Here is a 19601-nt window from a genome sequence, read left to right as displayed (position 1 = left end):
CGCATTTACAAGAGCTGTTTAATAAGACTAATTTCAATGATGTCAAAGAACAATTTAATCCCCTTATTCCGGGATTATTTGATTAATTAATAACTCGTCCCGATTTTAACGGGACACTAGTGATTCTAAATAGCTCATGCAACCAGACAACGCCTCATAAACACATATTAATCATCCAGTCTTACGAAGCCGGTCTCCCGGCATATAAGAACATGAAAAATATCTTTGCCGAACAATTACGGAAAAGAGACATACATGCAGAGGTCCATACCCTTTATCTGGACGGAACCAAGAAAACGGAGAAAAAACAAAAACTGACTATATATGAGGAACTGAACAGGTTATCATCCTGGAATCCGGATATCATCCTGACCTGTGACGATCCGGCCCTGAATGCCTTACTGACCTGCGACCATCCTTCCGTTAAAACGACTCCGATCGTCTTTACCGGAGCGAACTACCCGAACGTGCCATTCATTCAAAAACAGTCCAACATAACAGGCTTCCGTGACAAACCGGATTACAGAACCAATATAGAACTGATAGAACAACTCATAGGAAAATGTATTGTTGTGCGGGTTACCGACGATATCTATGCAGACAAAATCATCCTGGCAGACATGGATGAACAGATCAAAGATATCTGCAAAACAAACAATATCTTCTCCCCGGACAAAATACGCTTATCCGGAAAACGCGGTACCTCCATCTCCAAAAACAAAAAAATAATACCGGACGCCATGTACATAAGCACGATCAACGGAAAATCGACCCGTTCGTTGATCAAAGGGTTAGGCGAGAACTATTATAACAAGGCCTATCTGGCAATCAAAAGAGATTATCTGACTCTCTCTCTGGGACGTTTCAGTTCTTTCCCCGGTTTTTCGGTCCTCAATGAAATGGTCGGTTATAATTATGGTGTAATCGGAGGATATGTCACGACACAGCAAGAACAAACAACCCTGGCCGCCAACCGTATTGCCGATATACTGAACGGGGCTCCGGTAAGTAACTTTCCACAAATTACGGAGGCAGGCAAAAAGTACATATTCGATTATAAAATACTCGACCAATGGGGAATCAGTCTCAACAAACTCCCGATAGACAGCGAGATCGTAAATATCCCCTTTTATATCCGTTACCAGTTCTATATTATATGTATAGCAGTTTTGCTGGGAATTATACTGATAATTATTATCATTTACCAGCGAATGTTGTATAAGAGAGAGGCTGCCCATAAAAAAGAGGTGCAGGAAAATCTGAAACATGAGAAGGAATTTCTCTCTTTCGCTTTGGAGAGCGGTAACATTTTCACATTCCGGTATAAAAACGGAACTTTCTATTTCGACAAAGAGTTTTATCATTATCTGAATATGCCAGAAGAGCCCATCAGTGCGGAACGTTTCAGCAAGGCTATCCACCAGGACGAACAGGCAGATTTCCAATTAAACAGGTATAAGCTGGATCATGGTTTTCCCTCCCGTCAGATAACCAGAAGAAGATATGATTTTAACGGACAAGGTCATCAGTGGTGGGAATTCCGGTATGCCCAGAACACCAACATAAAGACTGCCGGCAATGATTATTCCGTCGAAGTGAACGGCCTCTGCCTTAATATTCAGCAAATCAAGGAAACAGAAATCAATCTGACCAAGGCCCTGAAAAAGGCGGAAGAATCCGATAAGATGAAATCGGCCTTCCTGGCCAATATGAGCCATGAGATACGCACACCGCTCAACGCCATCGTCGGCTTCTCCCAACTGCTGAGTTCGGATATGGAACTGGAGCAGGATGAAAAAAATGAGTTTATCGGCCTGATAAACACGAATAACGACTTGCTTCTCAAACTGATCAGCGACATTCTCGACCTGTCGCGCATCGAGTCCGGACAAATATCCTTTACCTATGCAGACTGCGATCTGAATCAATTAGTGGAAGATATTTTTAATACACATCGCGTACTGATGCCTCAGGGAGTAGAATTGATCAAAGAAGTTCCGGAGATCCCGGCCATTATCAACACAGACCGTTTCAGACTGACCCAGGTTGTTACTAATTTCATTAACAATGCGACAAAATTTACTACTCACGGATATATCAAAGTCAAATACGAATACGATACCGAACATATCCTGCTGTCGGTCGAAGATACAGGAAAAGGTATTCCTAAAGATAAGATAAAGCAGGTATTCGAACGCTTCCAGAAACTGGATGAGTTTGCCAAAGGAACCGGTCTCGGACTGGCAATCAGCCTGAGCATTATAAAAACGTTTAAAGGAACCATCCTGTTGGATTCGGAAGAAGGGAAAGGCAGCCAGTTTACTATCTCGCTACCTTATACTCCTCAATAAAACGCTTATTGGCTTTTGCCTCTTTAACCCATTCCGGTATAACGGTTTTCAGAAATTCATCTTTGGCAGCCAGTTCTGATTTCATATCCAGACCTATATATTTCTGTGCCTTCTCCTTGGTTGAGATATCGGGCATGGGTACTTCTTGATTATAACCGTGTTTGTTCAGTACGTCTTTTATGACCAGGCGGGCCTGCATCGTTTTATACAGGCCGTCTCCTAAAATACGTTGTACTTCTTGGGGAGCATGGAAGGCAGCGCCATGGGAAGCGATAGCAAAATCCCAACGCCACTGGGCCTGACGCAGCAGTTTGAGCACGGGCTCCATCTGGTTATCCGCCGCTCCCCTGTCCCAGGCAAACTTCGCTTCGATATGTGCTTTCGCCAATTCCTTTTCCAATTTATTACGCAATTCCACGGCTTTGTTCTGCCGGGTATATACGTCCTGACGAAGCACTTCCGCACTTTCATGATGACAGGTCTGGCAAGTTTTTTCGATCATTGCCAGCGGGCTTTGGATATGATTATTATAGGAACGAACCTCTTCCTCGACATACGGCATATGGCATTCACCGCAGGAAACACCCCGGCGGGCATGGATTCCCATCTGAGCCAGTTCAAAATCCGGATGCTGGGCTTTCAACATAGGTGCTTTACTCAGTTTATGGACATAATCGGAAAAACCGATCTTATCGTAATAGTTTTCCATAGCTTCAACCGTATAACCGGAATCCCAGGGAAGGACGACTTCCTTATTCTCCACTTCAAAATAATATTCCGCATGGCATTGGGCACAAACAAGCGAACGCATCCTCTGGTCGGAAGCATCTTCAATGGGATCGCCTTCCCGTTTCAGAGCGTCGATCAGGAACTGGCGCGGAACACGCAAATCCATACTCTCCGGATCATGACAATCGCCGCAACCGACAGGATTGACCACTTCCGATCCCCAGTCGTACCATTTCTTTTTATAGAACCCATCCGAACCCACTTCGTCTATCAACCGTGGGACATCCAGGCTTTTACAGGCCCAGCAGGAAGCGGGCTGAGGACCGTCGTTCGCCTTTCGCGGAGCGCCGGTACGCAAACTACGATAAAGATCTTCAATAGCATACATATGTCCCCTCGGAGACAAATAACTTTTTGCAAAGCCATAACCCGCCCACAAGATTACCATTTCGGGCCGCATAGCCAGAATGTCTTCGGCCTGATTACCGTTATACAAACTTTTGAAAGTCGTATCCGCCGTATTTTTCCAGCTCTTATATTCGTAGGAATTCGATAGATTCAGTTCATTGGCTTGAAGGGGGTCTTCGGTTCCCCCGTTTTCCACCTCGTCGATAAATATGATTTCTCCCCTATTTACATAAGAATATCCTGTAGTCACGATCAAAATGGCTATAACAGTTGCGACCAGCAACACTTTTAAATACCCTACACCTAGTGTTTTTTTCATCAGATATAATTTGCTTATATAAAATCCATATGTAAATAGCTTTAATAAGCTTTGATTTTTGAGCTGTTTGATTTAGATCACAAATGTAGTAAAAAGATATTATGGACCAAGAGAATTTTGATAACTATAAAATAAAGCTGTATTTTTGCAGCATAAATAAATGAACCTCTATGCGTATCGACATACTGACCGTACTTCCGGAAATGATCAATGGAATGATTAATTGCTCCATCGTAAAAAGAGCACAGGACAAGGGACTGGCTGAAATCCATTTACATAACCTGCGTGACTACACGACCAACAAATGGCGGCGTGTGGATGATTATCCTTTCGGCGGTGAGGCCGGGATGGTGATGCAGATCGAACCGATCGACCGGGCTATCTCCGCTTTGAAAAGCGAACGGGAGTATGACGAGGTTATTTACACCTCTCCCGACGGGGAAACATTCAACCAACCGATAGCAAACAGCATGTCCCTGCTCAATAACATGATCATTCTATGCGGCCATTATAAAGGGATCGACTACCGTATCCGTGAACATCTGATCACCCGGGAAATATCCGTAGGCGACTATGTCCTGACAGGCGGCGAACTGGCTGCCGCTATTATTACCGATGCGGTTGTCCGCCTGATACCCGGAGCCATCGGTGACGAACAGAGTGCCCTCTCCGATTCTTTCCAGGATAACCTGCTGGCTCCGCCGGTCTATACACGCCCGGCTGATTATAACGGTTGGAAAGTTCCGGATGTGCTTCTCTCCGGCCACCAGCGTAAGATCGACGAATGGCGGTTGCAGCAGGCACAGGAACGGACGGCACGGCTACGGCCGGATTTGCTGAAAGGGGAATAAACCGAAACAACTTTTTTGACAAAATAACACCCTACCAGGTATTTTATAAACATATTGATATGTTAAAAAATATTACCCGGTAGGGTATTTTATTTTACCCGGTATATTAATCCGATTTACCCGGTAGAGTAGTGTCATTTTGATAGTTGTCTATTTTAGCAAAATACTCAAATCACTATTCTTTTGTCGCGCCATCAATTGCGCTATATATAAGGAACGGGGAAATAGATTGATCTCATTCTGTCCTTCCCAGATGCCATCCGGGCGATCGGTAAAATGACCGGGATACTTCTTACCTTTCAGTCCTATGCAATAATTATGTCCCGAAGTCCACGGGTTCTGTACGGCAGCACGGTTCACCCGGCAATTCCACAATACCTGCGTCACGCCTGCCCAGCCATGTCCGCTTCCCATCTGGCCACGGTCCTGTACGTTTATTTCGCCATCGGTGACGATATTGTCATATAATGTGCCGACAGACCAACGGTGGTGCGGACCTATATCGGCAAACGTCTGCGAAGCCGTGCAATTATAAAAGACATTCGGACCGCATACCTGTGCACCGGTTACATAATCATGACGGCCTTCCGTCGCCTGGCAGTTCATAAAGAGATTCTGCTGTCCCCAGTTATTGAAGGAATAACGATAGCCTCCGGTAATAAGGGACTTTGCTTCCAGGCAACGACAATCCACAACAGAAACGTTTTTGGCAAAACGTTCGCAACTGACAGCCGAGTAGCCGAAATAACGGGCCGTGATGTTCCGCACCCAACAGTTTTCCGCCTTATCCAGTCCGACGGCAATCCAACCATGTTCCAGGTCTTCATAATCTTCAAACTCGGATTCAAAGCAGATATCCGATATACCGACCTCACTGATACGTCCGTCGAACGTATATTTATAGACTTCGCCACCTCCAAACTTCTTATCCATCTGCATCACGACAGGGTTGTCAATAAAAAGACGGTTGCCTTCGATCTTCGTGATCTGACGTTCGAAAGCCAGGTTATATTCCTGCGGCGTCCATTGGCGTGTACCTTTCCGTTCCACGATCTGGTCCATCTTAATGGCATGGATCCATTCCTGGGTACCGGGACGGTAAACGATCACCCGGTCGCCCACCTTAAAACCTTTTGTCGACGAAACCCGGAATGAATGGGTACCGACCGGCACGAAATCGTCTGTTATCTTCACCCGTGTATCCGGTATTTCCTTCATCAAACCGGTTCCTTCCACCCGGATCAAAGTACGACGCTCTTTACCGGTAGCGATCAGACGGGTTTCATTGACATTATCGCCTTCTCCCATCAACACTATACCACCGGTGTTTATCACGACAGAACCGGCAATCCTGTAAACACCCCGTTTTAAAAGAATCGTCCCCCGATGGCCGTTTTCATCTGGCTGCCTGCGGGATATTTCATCGACAGCCTCTTGTATCAAGGCTCCGCTATCCCCTTCTTTTACCGGAGAAACGACTTTAACGACCGGATATTGAGGAATACTTTTATCGCCATGATGATAGCCTACCCGGCTGAAATCAGGTATGGTATTGCCGTCTTTATCGGGAATATAAGTCAGAATACCTTCCTCACTGATCCTGACCAGCGAAGACTGCCAGGCCGGCGGCAGCTTCGTCTGTGCATGGCTACAAACGAAAGCTGCTCCGGCCACTAGTCCGGTTATGATTTGTTTAAATGCGCTCATTCGATACTTAATCTTCAATAATTACACGGAAACCTACATTATGCACTTTCTGCCAGGGCAGATAAGATTTACGGTAATAGGCTGTCGAAGTTTTCGGATGATCGGTCCAGGAACCGCCGCGTACCACTTTTTCGGTTCCGTTACCTTGTGCCTTCTCGTTATAAGGATAAGGCAGATAGTCGGAACGTGTCCATTCGGCGATGTTACCCTGCATATCATACAATCCCCAGGGGTTAGCCTGATAACCACCGCCTTTCACCATCAGCATATTGCCGTCGTCGACACTATTGTCTTTCGGCTGGTATGTGTAGTATTTGTACCAGGGATCACCCGGGCTCATCGGTTGCGGGTTCACACCTCTTACCGCCAGCTTGTTCAGCTGTTTGTCACCCATATTTTCATAGGCGGCAAAATCGGTATTCAGCGCCCCGTACCAGAAATCGGATTCACTACCGGCACGGCAGGCCCACTCCCACTGCATTTCAGTCGGCAAAGTCACTTTCAAACCGGTTTTCTCACTCAGCTTCTCACAGAAGGCCATCGCCTCTTCCCAACTGACACGGATGGCGGGTTGTTCCGGATTGTTGGCCGGATAACCCTGGTGCACATGATCCTTCCAAAGTTGGTTCACGAAACGGCTGTTATGATCGGGGAAAATCGTACGGAATTGTTCGTTACTCACCTCTATCTCCGCCATCCAGAATGCCTTTTTCACCTCCTGCTTATTGGCCGGAGAGTAATCGGAATGTCCCTTGTTACTTCCCATCACAAACTTACCTGCCGGGATGCGGACAAAGTTCATCACGATACCCGGAGCCAGTTCGATGCTCTTCTTTGTCTCCTGTTCCTTTGCCAGCATGCTCTTAGCGGTTGTTGCATCAAACGGCCAGCCTTTCACATTCACTTCTTTATCTTTATATTCCCTGCGTTCCGGTTTTACGGGAGACGGCTTCGGCTGTTTGCCCAGATAATCGGCATAGGCACGGATTTCCGACTGCCAGTCTACACCGGAACCGGCATATTTCTCCGTCAACTCCGTACGACGGCTGATCTGTTCCACTCCCTTGAAGATATTTGCTTTAAATTTACTGTGATAAGGAGCATTAAAGTCAATCCAGTTATAAAGCGTTTTCCATTCCTTATCGGTCAGTTCAACGCCATGATGTCCGGTTTTCAACATCTTGATCAGTTGGCTGGTCGAGGCATGATATTCGTACGGATTCAAGACTTCAATCTCCGCTTCCGGTCCCTGGCGGTGGATATACGGATGAAGATTCAGATAACTTTTGCCAAATCCGGTAAAATCATCGATACGGCCACCGGTAAAATCGGCCAGTTTATTGGAACCGTCATGGCAGGCGATGCAGGCACGGTCCAGCACCGGCTGTACTTCCAGTTCGAACGTGAACGGACGCTGTCCGCCTTCCGGCAATGCGATCGCATGCGGTTTGATAGTCGAAGCGACCACACGTTTCGGGATAGGTATCTGGTTCTGGTCTTCGTGACAACCGATACAGGAGACGGTTTCTCCCGGCATTCCGGTCAGCCAGCTACGCATCCACTGCACGGCACGTCCGCACGAATCCAGCGGCTGAAGTGAGATCGGCGTATTGGCAGGGATAGTGAACAATGCAGAACCATCCTCTTCGACCGGCACCGTACCCAACAGGCGTTTGATATCCCATCCGCTCTGAACACCCTGTGCCCAATGGTCGGACGGAGTTTTATTATAAGCATATTCGTAAGACAACACACGGAATGCTTTCACCGTACCACGGGGTACGCCTTTCAAGCCTTCACCTTCGTAAATATCCTGGATAAAGACAGTCGCTTCCTTCGTGCCCGGTTTCGTACGGTCGGGAATAATGGGGGGAACCGGAGTTTTCTTTACCGGTATCGGATGGATCAATCCTTCACCTTCATACTCGGCAATCAGAGTCAAGTTATCATACACGTCTACCAGATAAATGCCCCATAAAGCATTCGGATTCAATTTGGCGGCAACCAGATAATATTTATCGTTCAACGGATAAGGCTTGATAAACTGAGGCCAGACACCATCCACCAACCGGTCTTTCACGATCGGTTCGATCTTGCGGTCGCGGAATGGCAGTTCCTGCACCATTCCCAGTTCTGACTTGCGGCCTTTGGAAGGATCGAACAGGATCAGACGGCCGGAACGGGCAACGCCATGGTGTCCGGAGATGATTCCGACAAAACCGGATGCCTGGCCGGGTATCGGTTTCGCGTCGAATGTGCTGTTCGGAAAATAAGAGCCGCTGCCGTAAAGTGCTTTCTGCTCGGTTCCGTCGGGATTCATATGCATCACGAAGCGAGAGAAATAGTGTGTCAGGTCGGTGTACTCCCAACGGGTGTACATCACCTTGCCATTGTGCATGATGACCGGCGACCAGTTGGCATCCTGGTCGAACGTCAGACGACGCAGGGAACGGTCTTCCGGATTATAAAGCACCATATTACCGACCTCATCATTTCCGTTCACGCAAGGAACACCGTTGTAACCGATATTGGATACGGCAATGATCTTTCCCGAAGGCAACCAGGTCGCATCAAAGAACTCAAGGTCTTTCTCGGGCGATTCGATCAGTTTTTTCAAACCTTTCCCGTCCAGTCCCACTTCGAAAACCTGCCAGCGCTTATCGGTGTCGATCATGGAAAACATCACCCGGTCGGCATTCCAATGCAGTTTCAGGTCGGGAACGGACGAACCGTTATCCGGCTTGAAGATGGTACGTGACTGGATGTCGCCGCGAAGATTCGAAAGTTCGACGATCTCCGCATCGAATCCGCCACGCGGGGCGGAAGTCTGGTTCGACCAGTTATTGTTCTGTGTTCCCAGCGAGCGGGGGTTGACCTGGCGGGCAGAGGTACCGATATGGTAACGGCCCACGATCAGTTTATCCATATCCAGTTCCGGATTGGCCAGCAGTATTTCCCGTTTTAACTGTAATGCCTGCCGGGCATCTTTTATCGTATTTTCATCGTTTGAATAGATACCGGCAAAACCTTTGTCTGCCAATTCCTTTAAGGTTGACAGTCTGGATTGGTTAGCGGCCTGGTCAAACGACTTACTGCGTTTCATATCATTGAAAGCCTCTTCGATAGCCCGCATATTAAGCCAGCTCAGCGACTCCTGCAACTCGTATACCTTCATGGCATCCTGTGCAATATTCAGGTATGTCACCACTTGTTTATCCAGCTCCTTCTCCTGACCGGCAGCAGTGATACGGGCTGTAAAATATTTTTTATCCGCCAGCAGGTCTACGACCGATTCGGCGATATGTTTTTCTATGGTAGCATCATAGGTTGTCACCAGGGCTTTCATGTCGCTTCCGGCAAACGGAAGGAATTGTGCCGATTCAGCCGGATAGTCGGCAATAATATCTTCGGATAACTCTTTGCCTGTTATCCCCTGCAAGCGAAAAATGACGGTCCCTGCGGAAGAACGGTTTTCCAGTCCGATTTCCGCTTCAAAACGGACATATTTTTTATCCAGCGGAACGACGATCTGTGAGTTGGCATTCGCCATAATCGTCCGTTCGTATGTTTTTCCTTTCATAATGACCGGAACGCCTTTGGCATTGGCGTTAAAGACCAGGCGGCCTGTACCGGTATCCTTAAAAGTCTCTTTCAGATCGTTCAGCCAGACGGAAGAGCCGTCGGCCGCGATCAATCGGGCATTAGCCCATACAGCCTGGTCGTCGGCAGTTCCGTCGACCGTACCCCAGGTATAAAGTACCATTTCATCCAGTCCGGTCACATCGGCGGTAAACATTTCGGCAGCTTGTTTCGCCTTAATTACCTTTGAAGAAACCGGAAGGCTGTTCATTTTCATCTGTTCGTAAGCATTCTGCTTGGCAACGGCAATTTTCTCAGACCAGGAAGCAGGCGTGTTACCCTGCTTTTTCTGCTTTTGAGGAAAAGCGGAAAGCGAAAAGGCTAGGCAGGCTGATAAAACAATTAAACTCTTTTTCATGATATCTATCTCTTATATTTTACGATGATCTGCGCTACCGGTTTATGAAATCCGGCCCCTCTTGTTAGTGGGGGTATCCCACTAACGTTAGCAGAGATGTGCCACTAACGCTAGCAGCGGTGTCCCACTAAAATCGGAAAGAAAGCCCCGCCTTTAACAGCGGAGCTTCTCACCCATACTTAAATTATTATCGAACGATTAATAGTTCGGATTCTGGATCAATACGCCGTTGGAGAAGTCGATCTGTTCCTGTGGCAACGGGAAGTATTCATGCGCCTTAGACCAGGCTGTCACGTGTCCGGCCAACAGCGGATCGAGTTCAAGGCCATTCAACTTATCCATGATCTTCCAACGCTTCATATCATAATAACGGATCAACTCAAAGGGAGTTTCCACACGACGTTCATGACGGATCTTTTCACGCAACTGATCCTGAGTCAGATTGGCGGCCAGATCTTCCAGTCCGGCACGGCTGCGTATCTGGTTCACCATTTCCGTTGCACCGGCTATACCTAGTTCATTAGCTGCTTCCGCCTTCAACAACAGCAGTTCACCCCAACGCAGAAAAACCCAATCCTGATCGCTGCGGGTACTGGCTTCCCACGAATCACCGTTTTTCATCAACGGAGTCAGCCATTTAACCATTGCCTTCTTCAGATCGCTCTTATTCAAAGACACCATTTCACCACCCGGCCACTGGTATTTGTCATCAAAAGCAAATATCTGGTTATAGCGGTTGTCACCCTCTTCATACTCATTAGTAAGGTTGGCCACCGGGCGAACCGGAGCATAATTACCATACTTATGATCAAAATCGGTATAATCGTTCGGTGCCAGGAACTTGATAGAAAACACAATCTCCGGACTGGCTTCCTGCGTATCATATGTAAAATTGTCGGCATAACGTTCGGCCAACGAATAACCATTGATTTCGTTCAACAGGTTATAGGCTTCCTGCACTTCGTCACGGTTAGCGACATTACCATCGTCGCCATAAGCATGATACATCAGGACACGCGCTTTTAAACCTTTCGCTGCACCCTTGGTAGCATGACCACCAGCTCCTTTGAATGTCTTGTCATCCATCTTATCGATTGCAGCCTGCAAATCCGTAATCAGATTCTTATAAACATTTTCCAGCGTTTCCTTCGGCATATTTTGAGTGGTAAGATCTAATGGTACCGTTGGGTACGGAACTTCCCCGTAACACAGGTAAAGCAGATAATAACAATAAGAACGAAGGAATAATGCTTCGCCTTCGTACTGATTGCGTACGCTACTCATATCTCCACCCTCATAATTATTCAATTGATAAAGAAATATATTCAGGCGAGTAATAGCCTCATAAGCCTCTTTGTACAGTTCAGGAACGAAACCGGTCATCGCTGCATCCAGATTATCAGCCTGGATCAGGTCTGTTTTATATACGTAGCTGGAATTGGAACTTCCGTAAGCATTATCGGTCAGGCAGTCGTAAACAACCATTCCGTGGGACAATGTTTTTGCCTGCATTATTTCATAACAACCGGCTAATGCCGAATCAAAGTCGGACTTCGACTGCCAGAAAATACTTTCTGAAGGAGAGGTTGTCGGAGGAGTATCCAGAATATCAGAACAGGAAGATACTGTCATCATGCCGGCAACCAATAAAGATATGTATGATAGTCTATTCATTTTCATAACTGCTTTACGATTTAATTAGAATTCAAGATTTACACCAAATGAGATAATACGGTTCTGCGGATAATATACCAAACGTGTACCACTGTTGGAGTTATAGTTACGTTCCGGGTCACCACCCTGTGGGAATTTAGTAATTGTCAACAAGTTATCACCGGAGAAATAGAAGCGCAGACGTTCGATCTTCGCTTTACTTGTCAATGCTTTTGGTAATGTGTAACCGAATGTCAAGTTCTTCAGACGGAAATAAGAAGCATTATACAACCAGTAGGTACTTTCACGCTGATTCTTTGTCCCTCCTAAGTCGCCAAAATACAAACGCGGATATTTAGCATCTCTATGATCCTCTGTCCACATATTATCGATATAATCCTGTGAGATTGATGTTCCCTGATAGAACGGACGCAATCCCCAACCACTGGCAAAATGCTTGGCTCCCTGCACGCCTTGCCCCATTAGGGACAGGTCGAAACCTTTCCAATTGACACCCAGGTTCACTGTATATTCAAAATCCGGGAAACGACCGTCAAGCACCTTACGGTCATTTTCATCGATAATTCCGTCAGGAACCCCATTCGGACCACTGATATCTGCATATTTAATATCCCCAGGCAACGTTTTATCATTAAATTGTTTAGGAGAGCCAGCTACATCTGCTTCATCCCTGAAAATTCCGATTGCTTCATAACCATAAAATGACTGATAAGGTAAGCCTTCACGGCAGATTGTACCCTTATTAATATAGTCAGCACCATATTTTGTCAATTCGTTTCTCGTACGGTCGAAGAATACGCCTGCATTATAACCCAGTCCTTTAAATATTCCATCCCGAACATATCCGTTATAAGCTAATGAGATCTCAATACCTTTATTAACCATTTCACCACCGTTGATATACGGTGCTGTCAAACCTAACAGCGAGTTACTCTGTGCGCGACGCAGAATATCATACGTTCTTTTCCTGTACCAGTCAAAAGTAACGTTGAAACCATTAAAAGCTGTAATATCAACACCGAAGTCACCTATTGCAGTAGATTCCCATTTCAAGTCACGGTTAACAAGAGCAGTCTGGGCTACACCAGCTTCCAGATTTGAGTTATCAAAGCTATAATCTTTGCCTGTCGTAACCAGTGCATAATAAGAATAAAGATCGATATTCTGATTACCCAAAATACCCCATGAACCACGCAACTTCAAGCTGTTTAACCATTCCCAGTTCAGTTCTTTCATCCATTCTTCTTCTGTTATACGCCATCCCAAAGAGAAGGATGGGAATATACCCCAACGAGTATCTGACGAAATACGGGAAGAGCCGTCATAACGAGCATTTATTTCTAATAAATAACGCTGTTTAAACGCATAATTGGCACGAAAAAAGGCAGACATAATACCCCATTCTTCAGATTTTCCGGTATTAGTTTGTACAGAAGAAATCCCAGTATTCAATTCATGCAGCGGGAAATCAAAATTCTGACGATAACCGGAAAGATTATCCATTTTGTAATATTCCAGGTTATAACCAGCCATTACAGAGAAATCATGTTCTTTATTCGGAGTAGCCCAGTCGTATTTCAAATAAGTATATAAATTATAATAAGAACTGTTTTCCATTGTACTGGTCAGACCGGTACCATTTGTATTCAATGTTCCGTTCTGTTTACCATCATGATAATAATAAACTGGTGTAGGCAATGCTCCCCAGTCTTTTGTATGTTGCTGTTTGTAACGCATAGCTCCTTTTGTATACCAACTCAAGCCTTTAACAGGACTAATTTCCATCCAAGCCTGTGCATTCACATCCGTATTCACATAATTCTTGAAATTTTCTGTTTCAACAATAGCGACCATGTTTTTATTGTTACTTTCAAAAGTAAATGCTTTCGATGTGTAACGCTTAACACCTGTACCATCATCGGGCAACCAAGGCATATAAGTCGGAGCCTGCGAAATTGTAGACAGATAAGCATCCGTATCACCCTGGCGTGTTTCCTGACGATTGCTGCGGCTACCGGTAAAATACATACCGAAACGTATCCAGTCGTTCACCTGTGAAGTCAGGTCCAATGTCGCATTATAACGTTTGAACTCCTGTCCTTTCATGGTACCCGGCTGGTTGACCATACTCAAAGAAGCATTATAAGACGTTTTACCGGTAGTTCCGGCGACACTCAGGTTATGTTGCTGAACGAAAGCAGGATCGAACATGTAGTCCAACCAGTTGAAGCTAGGATATTTGATCGGATCGGACGGATTGGTATAATTCGCAATCATCTCATCCGAATAACGGTCAGTTGCCGGAGCACCGGAGTTATCCTTTGCCATATTGAAATATTTCATATAGGTAGGAGAATCCCAAATCATATCCAACAGATTTGTCGGATTGTGGACTGCAAAGTTTCCATTATAACGAACAGAAATACGATCCTTGGCTTCCGAACCATTCTTGGTTGTAATCAAGATTACACCGTTTGCAGCACGCGAACCATAAATAGAAGCCGAAGCAGCATCCTTCAACACAGAAACACTTTCAATAATGTTCGGGTCGAGGGAGGCGAGGTCTCCCTCGACACCGTTAATCAGGATTAACGGATCGGAACCGGTACCGGAATAAGTACCCTGACCACGTACACGGATCTGAACAGATTCGTTACCTGGCTGGCCTTTGTCGGAAGTGATACGCAAACCCGGCATCTGGCCCTGCAACATGGTTGATGTATTGGCTACCGGACGTTTGGCAATTTCTTCTCCCGTCACAGCAGAAACGGCACCGGTCAGATTCACCTTTTTCTGCGTACCGTAACCTACTACAACTACTTCATCCAAATTCTGGGTATCTTCATGGAGAGTAATTTTCAGGCGGGCATCACTTGTTACTTTTATTTCCTGGTCTTTGTAACCAAGATACTTTACTAATAAAACATCGCCGGTTTTAGCCGGAACGGTGAAGTTCCCTTCTACATCTGTAATAATACCTGTGGTTGTTCCTTTCACTAGTACAGATACACCGATCATCGGGTCTCCAAATTCATCCAGAACGATTCCGGAGACAGTCTGTGTTTGCGCAAACAAACTTAGACTTGAGTTAAACGCCACCATTAACAATAATAATCGCCAAAACGATTGAGTGGCCCTTTTGATTTCTTTTTTCATTTAATCATGGATTTAATTAGACTTAAAATTTCAACAAATTCAATAACACAAAGAAACATATTCTCTTTTTCACAAAAAGAAAATATGCTCCCAATTTAATATTAAATTATTCTATATGAATAGATTGATACAAAAGTGACAGAAAAGTGATACGATTTTATCAGCCGCCCTGTTCCTGATTGTTTTTCATCTGCACAAATTCAGTGGGAGTGCATCCATAAAAAGTCTTAAAGGAATTGGAGAAGTAAGAGTGACTGTTAAATCCAAGATGTGACGCAATTTCAGAGACATTCATTTCGGATTCTTTCAACAATTTTGCCGCCATCTCGAGGCGTTTGTTACGGATCAGTTCCATCGGTGAAAGTTCGGTGATGGATTTGAGTTTGCGATAGAGGTTTGCACGACTGATACCGATTTCCGTGCATAATAATTCGACATCCAGCTTTTCATTGGATATGTTTTTCTCGATCACGTCAAACAGTTTCTGGGAGAAACGTTCATCGGCCGACTTCACCTCGATCCCCATCACATCCGGGGAGAAACGTTTTCCATAGAGTTTTTTCAATTGCTCCCTCGAAGCCAGCAAGCTGCGGATACGTGTCTGCAACACGTCCATATTGAACGGTTTCACAATATAATCGTCCGCTCCCGCCTGGAACCCTTCCTTGATATGGACTACCATCGAACGGGCAGTCATCAGAATAACCGGGATATGCCCTATGCGGATATCATTCTTGATCATCGTACACAGCTCCAGTCCGTCGCGCTTCGGCATCATGATATCGCTAAGTACCAGGTCTGGGAAATCCTGTACTACTTTTTCGTAAGCCCTCACCCCATCGGCTGCCTCAATGACAATATATTCGGCTTCCAGGCTTTTCTTCAGATAATCACGCACATCCTTATCATCCTCAACCAACAAAATCTTATATTTAGGTTGATCTTTATTCTCCGTCACCGGCAACGAGACCGATATATCCTCCGTATTCGTTATTTCCGCAATTTTATCTATTTCCCTGCTCTCTATCTGTTCTTCAGAGAACGCCGAACGGGATACCGGAAGGATAACGACAAAGCAAGCACCTTTTGTTTCCGTATTATCCACATAGATCACCCCACGATGGAGCTGCACAATCGTATAAACAAGACTCAGACCGATACCTGTCCCTGACAAATTAATACCGGACGTTTCAGGAATCTGATAGAAAGGAGTGAATATCTTATCCGCCTCTCCTTCTTCAATTCCTTTACCGGAATCTTTGACTTTCAAGATTACGTACTGACTATTTTCATCTTTATACAATCCGTCGGTCCGTTTCGGGTCCAGTTCTTTCAGGGTTACTTCCGACACCTCCATAAGAACAGATTCACCGGAAGCCGTATATTTGAAGGCATTCGACAAAAGGTTAAAGACGACTTTTTCCAAGAGGGATTTATCAAACCAGCCATTGATCGTTTTAGGAGTACAATTCAGGGTGAATTTGACTTCATTGGTCAAAGCAATCTGATTGAACGCATAATAGATTTCTTTGATATATTCGCAGATATCTCCTTCACTTACCTTCAGGTCCATGCTACCCGCCTGGTTCTTATGCAGGTCCATCAGCTGATTGACAAGAAGCAAAAGTTTTTGAGCGTTCTTATAAATAATGGATAGCTTGTCATGCAACTCCGCCGGAATATCCACCCGTTTGACCAGTTCTTCAAACGGAGTGATAATCAGCATTAAAGGTGTACGCAACTCATGAGAGAAGTTTGTGAACAGACGTATCTTCGCCTGATGAAATTCTTCCTGTTTTTGTTTCTCCAGTTGTTTCATTTTCAACCCGGCTTCCAGGTTACGTTTGATATTTACATAATAAAGAATTCCGTAAATAATAGCCGCTAAAGCAATAACATAAAACAGATAAGCATACCAGGTTCTCCACAGAGGCGGCTGCACAACAATAGCCAATGAACGTCCTTCCTCATTCCAGACGCCATCATTATTAGAGGCTTTTACGCGAAAAACATATTTGCCGGGACTCAGGTTGGTATAAAAGGCAGAATTACGTTCTCCTACATAGTTCCAATCCGTATCATATCCTTCCAGTTTATAAGCATACTGATTTTGCGTCGCATAAATATAATTTAAGGCCTGGTAAGTGATTGAAAAGTTATTTTCATTATAAGCCAAACGGATCGTTTCCATGCCGTCCAATACTTTATTCAGGATAGCAGACTCATCACCGACTTTCACCGGATGGTTGTTAACTGATAATTGCTCCAATACCACAGGCGGAATATTATTATTTTTATCCATCGCTTCCACATGAAATGTCACAAAACCGTTGCTTCCGGCAAAACAAAGACTCCCATCCGGCAAGGCGATGCCGCTATGCAATGTAAATTCACGAATATCTATTCCGTTATGACGATGATAATTCCTGACTTCATCTTTCGCCGGATCAAACATGATCAGGCCGTTTACCGTACTCATCCATAACCGTTGATCGCTACTTTCCACCAACGTACAGATATTATTGTCCAGCAAACCTTCCCTGACAGTCATTATCCGTCGGATCGCTTTCGATTCATCCAGTTGAAAAATACCACCTCCGTAGGTTGATACCCATATCTCACCGGATTTAGTCCGGACAATCGCCGATATATAGTTATTGGGAATCCTGTATTTCTCAACAGAAGCCTCATTGGAATATTTTGTCAGCTGTTTTTTATGCGTATCGAAGCGAAGCAATCCCTCGGCCGTACTTCCCAGCAAAAAGACACCGTCTTCTTCTTCCAGGATACAACGTACGTTCGAAAAATAGATCGGTTCATCTACATTATTATAAAAGGTAGTAACCAGGGAATCATTCACAAAACAGGTCAGTCCAAATTCGGTCGATGCGCCACCCACCCATAAAACATCATTATGATCGCGAATGATAGAATAGATGGAATATTCAATCGGATACTGATGATACAAGGAAAATTTTTTGGTTTTGATATTAAACTTGTAGATTTCTCCTTTAGTCGTTCCGCACCAGACATAACCGTCTTCGTAAAAAACGGATTTAATGATATTCGTATTAAATGCGAACCGGACGGAAGGATCGATCAGGTAATAATGTGACTCATTCGTCCGCTTATTATAATTCAATAATCCGTATCCTTCTGTCGCTATCCATAAATCTTCGGGAGATTCATACGTAATAGCTCCGTAAATACCGGTCCTGATATTCAATTCTTCCTGTGGTTTATGAAGAATAAAACGGTTTGTGAACATATTCAGATAATTAACCCCTCCGGCAAATGTACCGACCCACAGCGTTTCGTCCCGGTCTACACAAAAACAATAAACCGAATAATGGCTTAATGACTTATTTATATCGTCGTAACCGGCCACCTTTACGATCCGTTCGGTCGCTTTATCCAAATCAAAAATGCCATCAAAAGTACCGATCAGCAGCTTCCCCTGCCATTCGATTATACAACGCACCGAGTTATTGCTCAATCCGCTGTTTAAATTAGTATATGAGGTCACCTCATTATCACGCAGATTGATTTTATTCAGTCCGCTATTCTTACAACCAACCCATATCTGCTTCTTATCATCTTCATAAATGGAAGTAATATTGTTGTTATTCAATGGCATATTTTTAGATTCACTCGTAAACTGACTGATCAGATTCATCTGATGGTCACATAGGAGCAATCCTTTGTTTCTTGTACCGATCCAAAATCTGCCTGAGCTATCTTCCAGCAAAGTCACTATCATTGCTCTTTCAGTATCATCTTCTATAGGGATATATTCAAAATGGTCTCCCTCCCTATTATAGCGATTCAACCCCTCCCAGGTTCCAACCCACAGACAACCCGAACGGTCGGTGTATACCGTAGAAATACTATTGGCAACCAATCCGTTTGTCTCCAGGTTATAACGTTTAATCTCATTTGTGTTCAGATCTATCCGGTTCAGTCCATTGCTGGTTCCCACCCAGAGAAAACCTTCCTGATCTTCGGTAATGGAGGTGACGGAGTTATTCGACAGGCTCTGCTCATTTCCGTCTTCCCGATGATAGATTTTATATTCTTTTCCGTTAAAACGGTTCAGTCCGTTCTTGGTTGCAAACCACAAATACCCTCTCGAATCCTGATAAATAGTCATCACAGAGAGTTGGGAAATCCCTTCATTCAGATCTGAATTAAAAGAATACAGATAGTTTGTCTTTTCTGCATGTAGTGTTAATACGGAAAGGATTAGAAATAGTATCGAAAAAGATTTCCTGATCATACTTGTTGCATCTAATTTATGTAGAACAAAAATAGTAAAAGTTTCGATTAGCAAAAATAATCAATAGGAGATTAACAGCCGGTTTGTGTTTAGAAATAATGAACCTACTTTTCCCTTGATGGAAAAGTAGGCA

8 protein-coding genes are annotated in these 19601 nt (G+C 44.7%); 2 read left to right on the top strand and 6 right to left on the bottom strand.

Annotation, left to right across the window (positions count from 1 at the left end):
• Positions 1-212 precede the first annotated feature (212 nt).
• Positions 213-2351, top strand: a complete 2139-nt coding sequence (locus tag NBH15_RS24050) for a sensor histidine kinase (protein ID WP_250823738.1) — start codon at positions 213-215, stop codon at positions 2349-2351.
• Here the strand turns inward: NBH15_RS24050 and nrfA are convergent.
• A complete protein-coding gene (gene nrfA / locus NBH15_RS24045; RefSeq protein ID WP_250823737.1) occupies positions 2323-3807 on the bottom strand; it encodes an ammonia-forming cytochrome c nitrite reductase in 1485 nt (494 codons plus the stop codon). The two genes, NBH15_RS24050 and nrfA, sit on opposite strands and share 29 nt — an antisense overlap.
• A 170-nt stretch (positions 3808-3977) precedes the next feature.
• On the opposite strand from nrfA, the gene trmD reads away from it, so the two are divergent.
• Entirely contained in the window at positions 3978-4658 is a 681-nt protein-coding gene (gene trmD / locus NBH15_RS24040; protein ID WP_128134010.1) for a tRNA (guanosine(37)-N1)-methyltransferase TrmD, read from the top strand.
• A gap of 150 nt (positions 4659-4808) precedes the next feature.
• Here trmD and NBH15_RS24035 read toward each other — a convergent pair whose 3' ends face one another.
• From NBH15_RS24035 to NBH15_RS24015, 5 genes are all read right to left on the bottom strand, one after another.
• Positions 4809-6365 carry a hypothetical protein gene (locus NBH15_RS24035; protein WP_250823736.1) on the bottom strand — a complete coding sequence of 519 codons (1557 nt, stop codon included), beginning with the start codon at positions 6363-6365 and terminating at the stop codon, positions 4809-4811.
• Positions 6366-6372: 7 nt separating this feature from the next.
• The gene (locus NBH15_RS24030) at positions 6373-10362 is read right to left on the bottom strand and encodes an SUMF1/EgtB/PvdO family nonheme iron enzyme (RefSeq protein WP_250823735.1); all 3990 of its coding nucleotides are present in this window, start codon (positions 10360-10362) and stop codon (positions 6373-6375) included.
• A gap of 198 nt (positions 10363-10560) precedes the next feature.
• Positions 10561-12036 (bottom strand): RagB/SusD family nutrient uptake outer membrane protein, encoded by a 1476-nt coding sequence (locus NBH15_RS24025; RefSeq protein WP_250823734.1) that lies wholly within the window; start codon positions 12034-12036, stop codon positions 10561-10563.
• A gap of 24 nt (positions 12037-12060) precedes the next feature.
• Positions 12061-15192, bottom strand: a complete 3132-nt coding sequence (locus NBH15_RS24020; RefSeq protein ID WP_250823733.1) for a SusC/RagA family TonB-linked outer membrane protein — start codon at positions 15190-15192, stop codon at positions 12061-12063.
• Between the two features lie 160 nt (positions 15193-15352).
• The gene (locus NBH15_RS24015; RefSeq protein WP_250823732.1) at positions 15353-19468 is read right to left on the bottom strand and encodes a hybrid sensor histidine kinase/response regulator transcription factor; all 4116 of its coding nucleotides are present in this window, start codon (positions 19466-19468) and stop codon (positions 15353-15355) included.
• Positions 19469-19601 lie beyond the last annotated feature (133 nt).

Origin of the sequence: Parabacteroides caeci, from assembly GCF_023656795.1 — a bacterium.
In the GTDB taxonomy this organism is placed as follows: domain Bacteria; phylum Bacteroidota; class Bacteroidia; order Bacteroidales; family Tannerellaceae; genus Parabacteroides; species Parabacteroides segnis.
This window is presented reverse-complemented; position numbering and strand designations above follow the sequence as displayed.

Bases quoted from the DNA above. Each gene is read 5' to 3' on its own strand.
- trmD (WP_128134010.1), top strand. From the start codon at position 3,978: ATGCGTATCGACATACTGACCGTACTTCCGGAAATGATCAATGGAATG.
- NBH15_RS24015 (WP_250823732.1), bottom strand. From the start codon at position 19,468: ATGATCAGGAAATCTTTTTCGATACTATTTCTAATCCTTTCCGTATTA.
- NBH15_RS24035 (WP_250823736.1), bottom strand. From the start codon at position 6,365: ATGAGCGCATTTAAACAAATCATAACCGGACTAGTGGCCGGAGCAGCT.
- NBH15_RS24020 (WP_250823733.1), bottom strand. From the start codon at position 15,192: ATGAAAAAAGAAATCAAAAGGGCCACTCAATCGTTTTGGCGATTATTA.
- NBH15_RS24025 (WP_250823734.1), bottom strand. From the start codon at position 12,036: ATGAATAGACTATCATACATATCTTTATTGGTTGCCGGCATGATGACA.
- NBH15_RS24030 (WP_250823735.1), bottom strand. From the start codon at position 10,362: ATGAAAAAGAGTTTAATTGTTTTATCAGCCTGCCTAGCCTTTTCGCTT.
- NBH15_RS24050 (WP_250823738.1), top strand. From the start codon at position 213: ATGAAAAATATCTTTGCCGAACAATTACGGAAAAGAGACATACATGCA.
- nrfA (WP_250823737.1), bottom strand. From the start codon at position 3,807: ATGAAAAAAACACTAGGTGTAGGGTATTTAAAAGTGTTGCTGGTCGCA.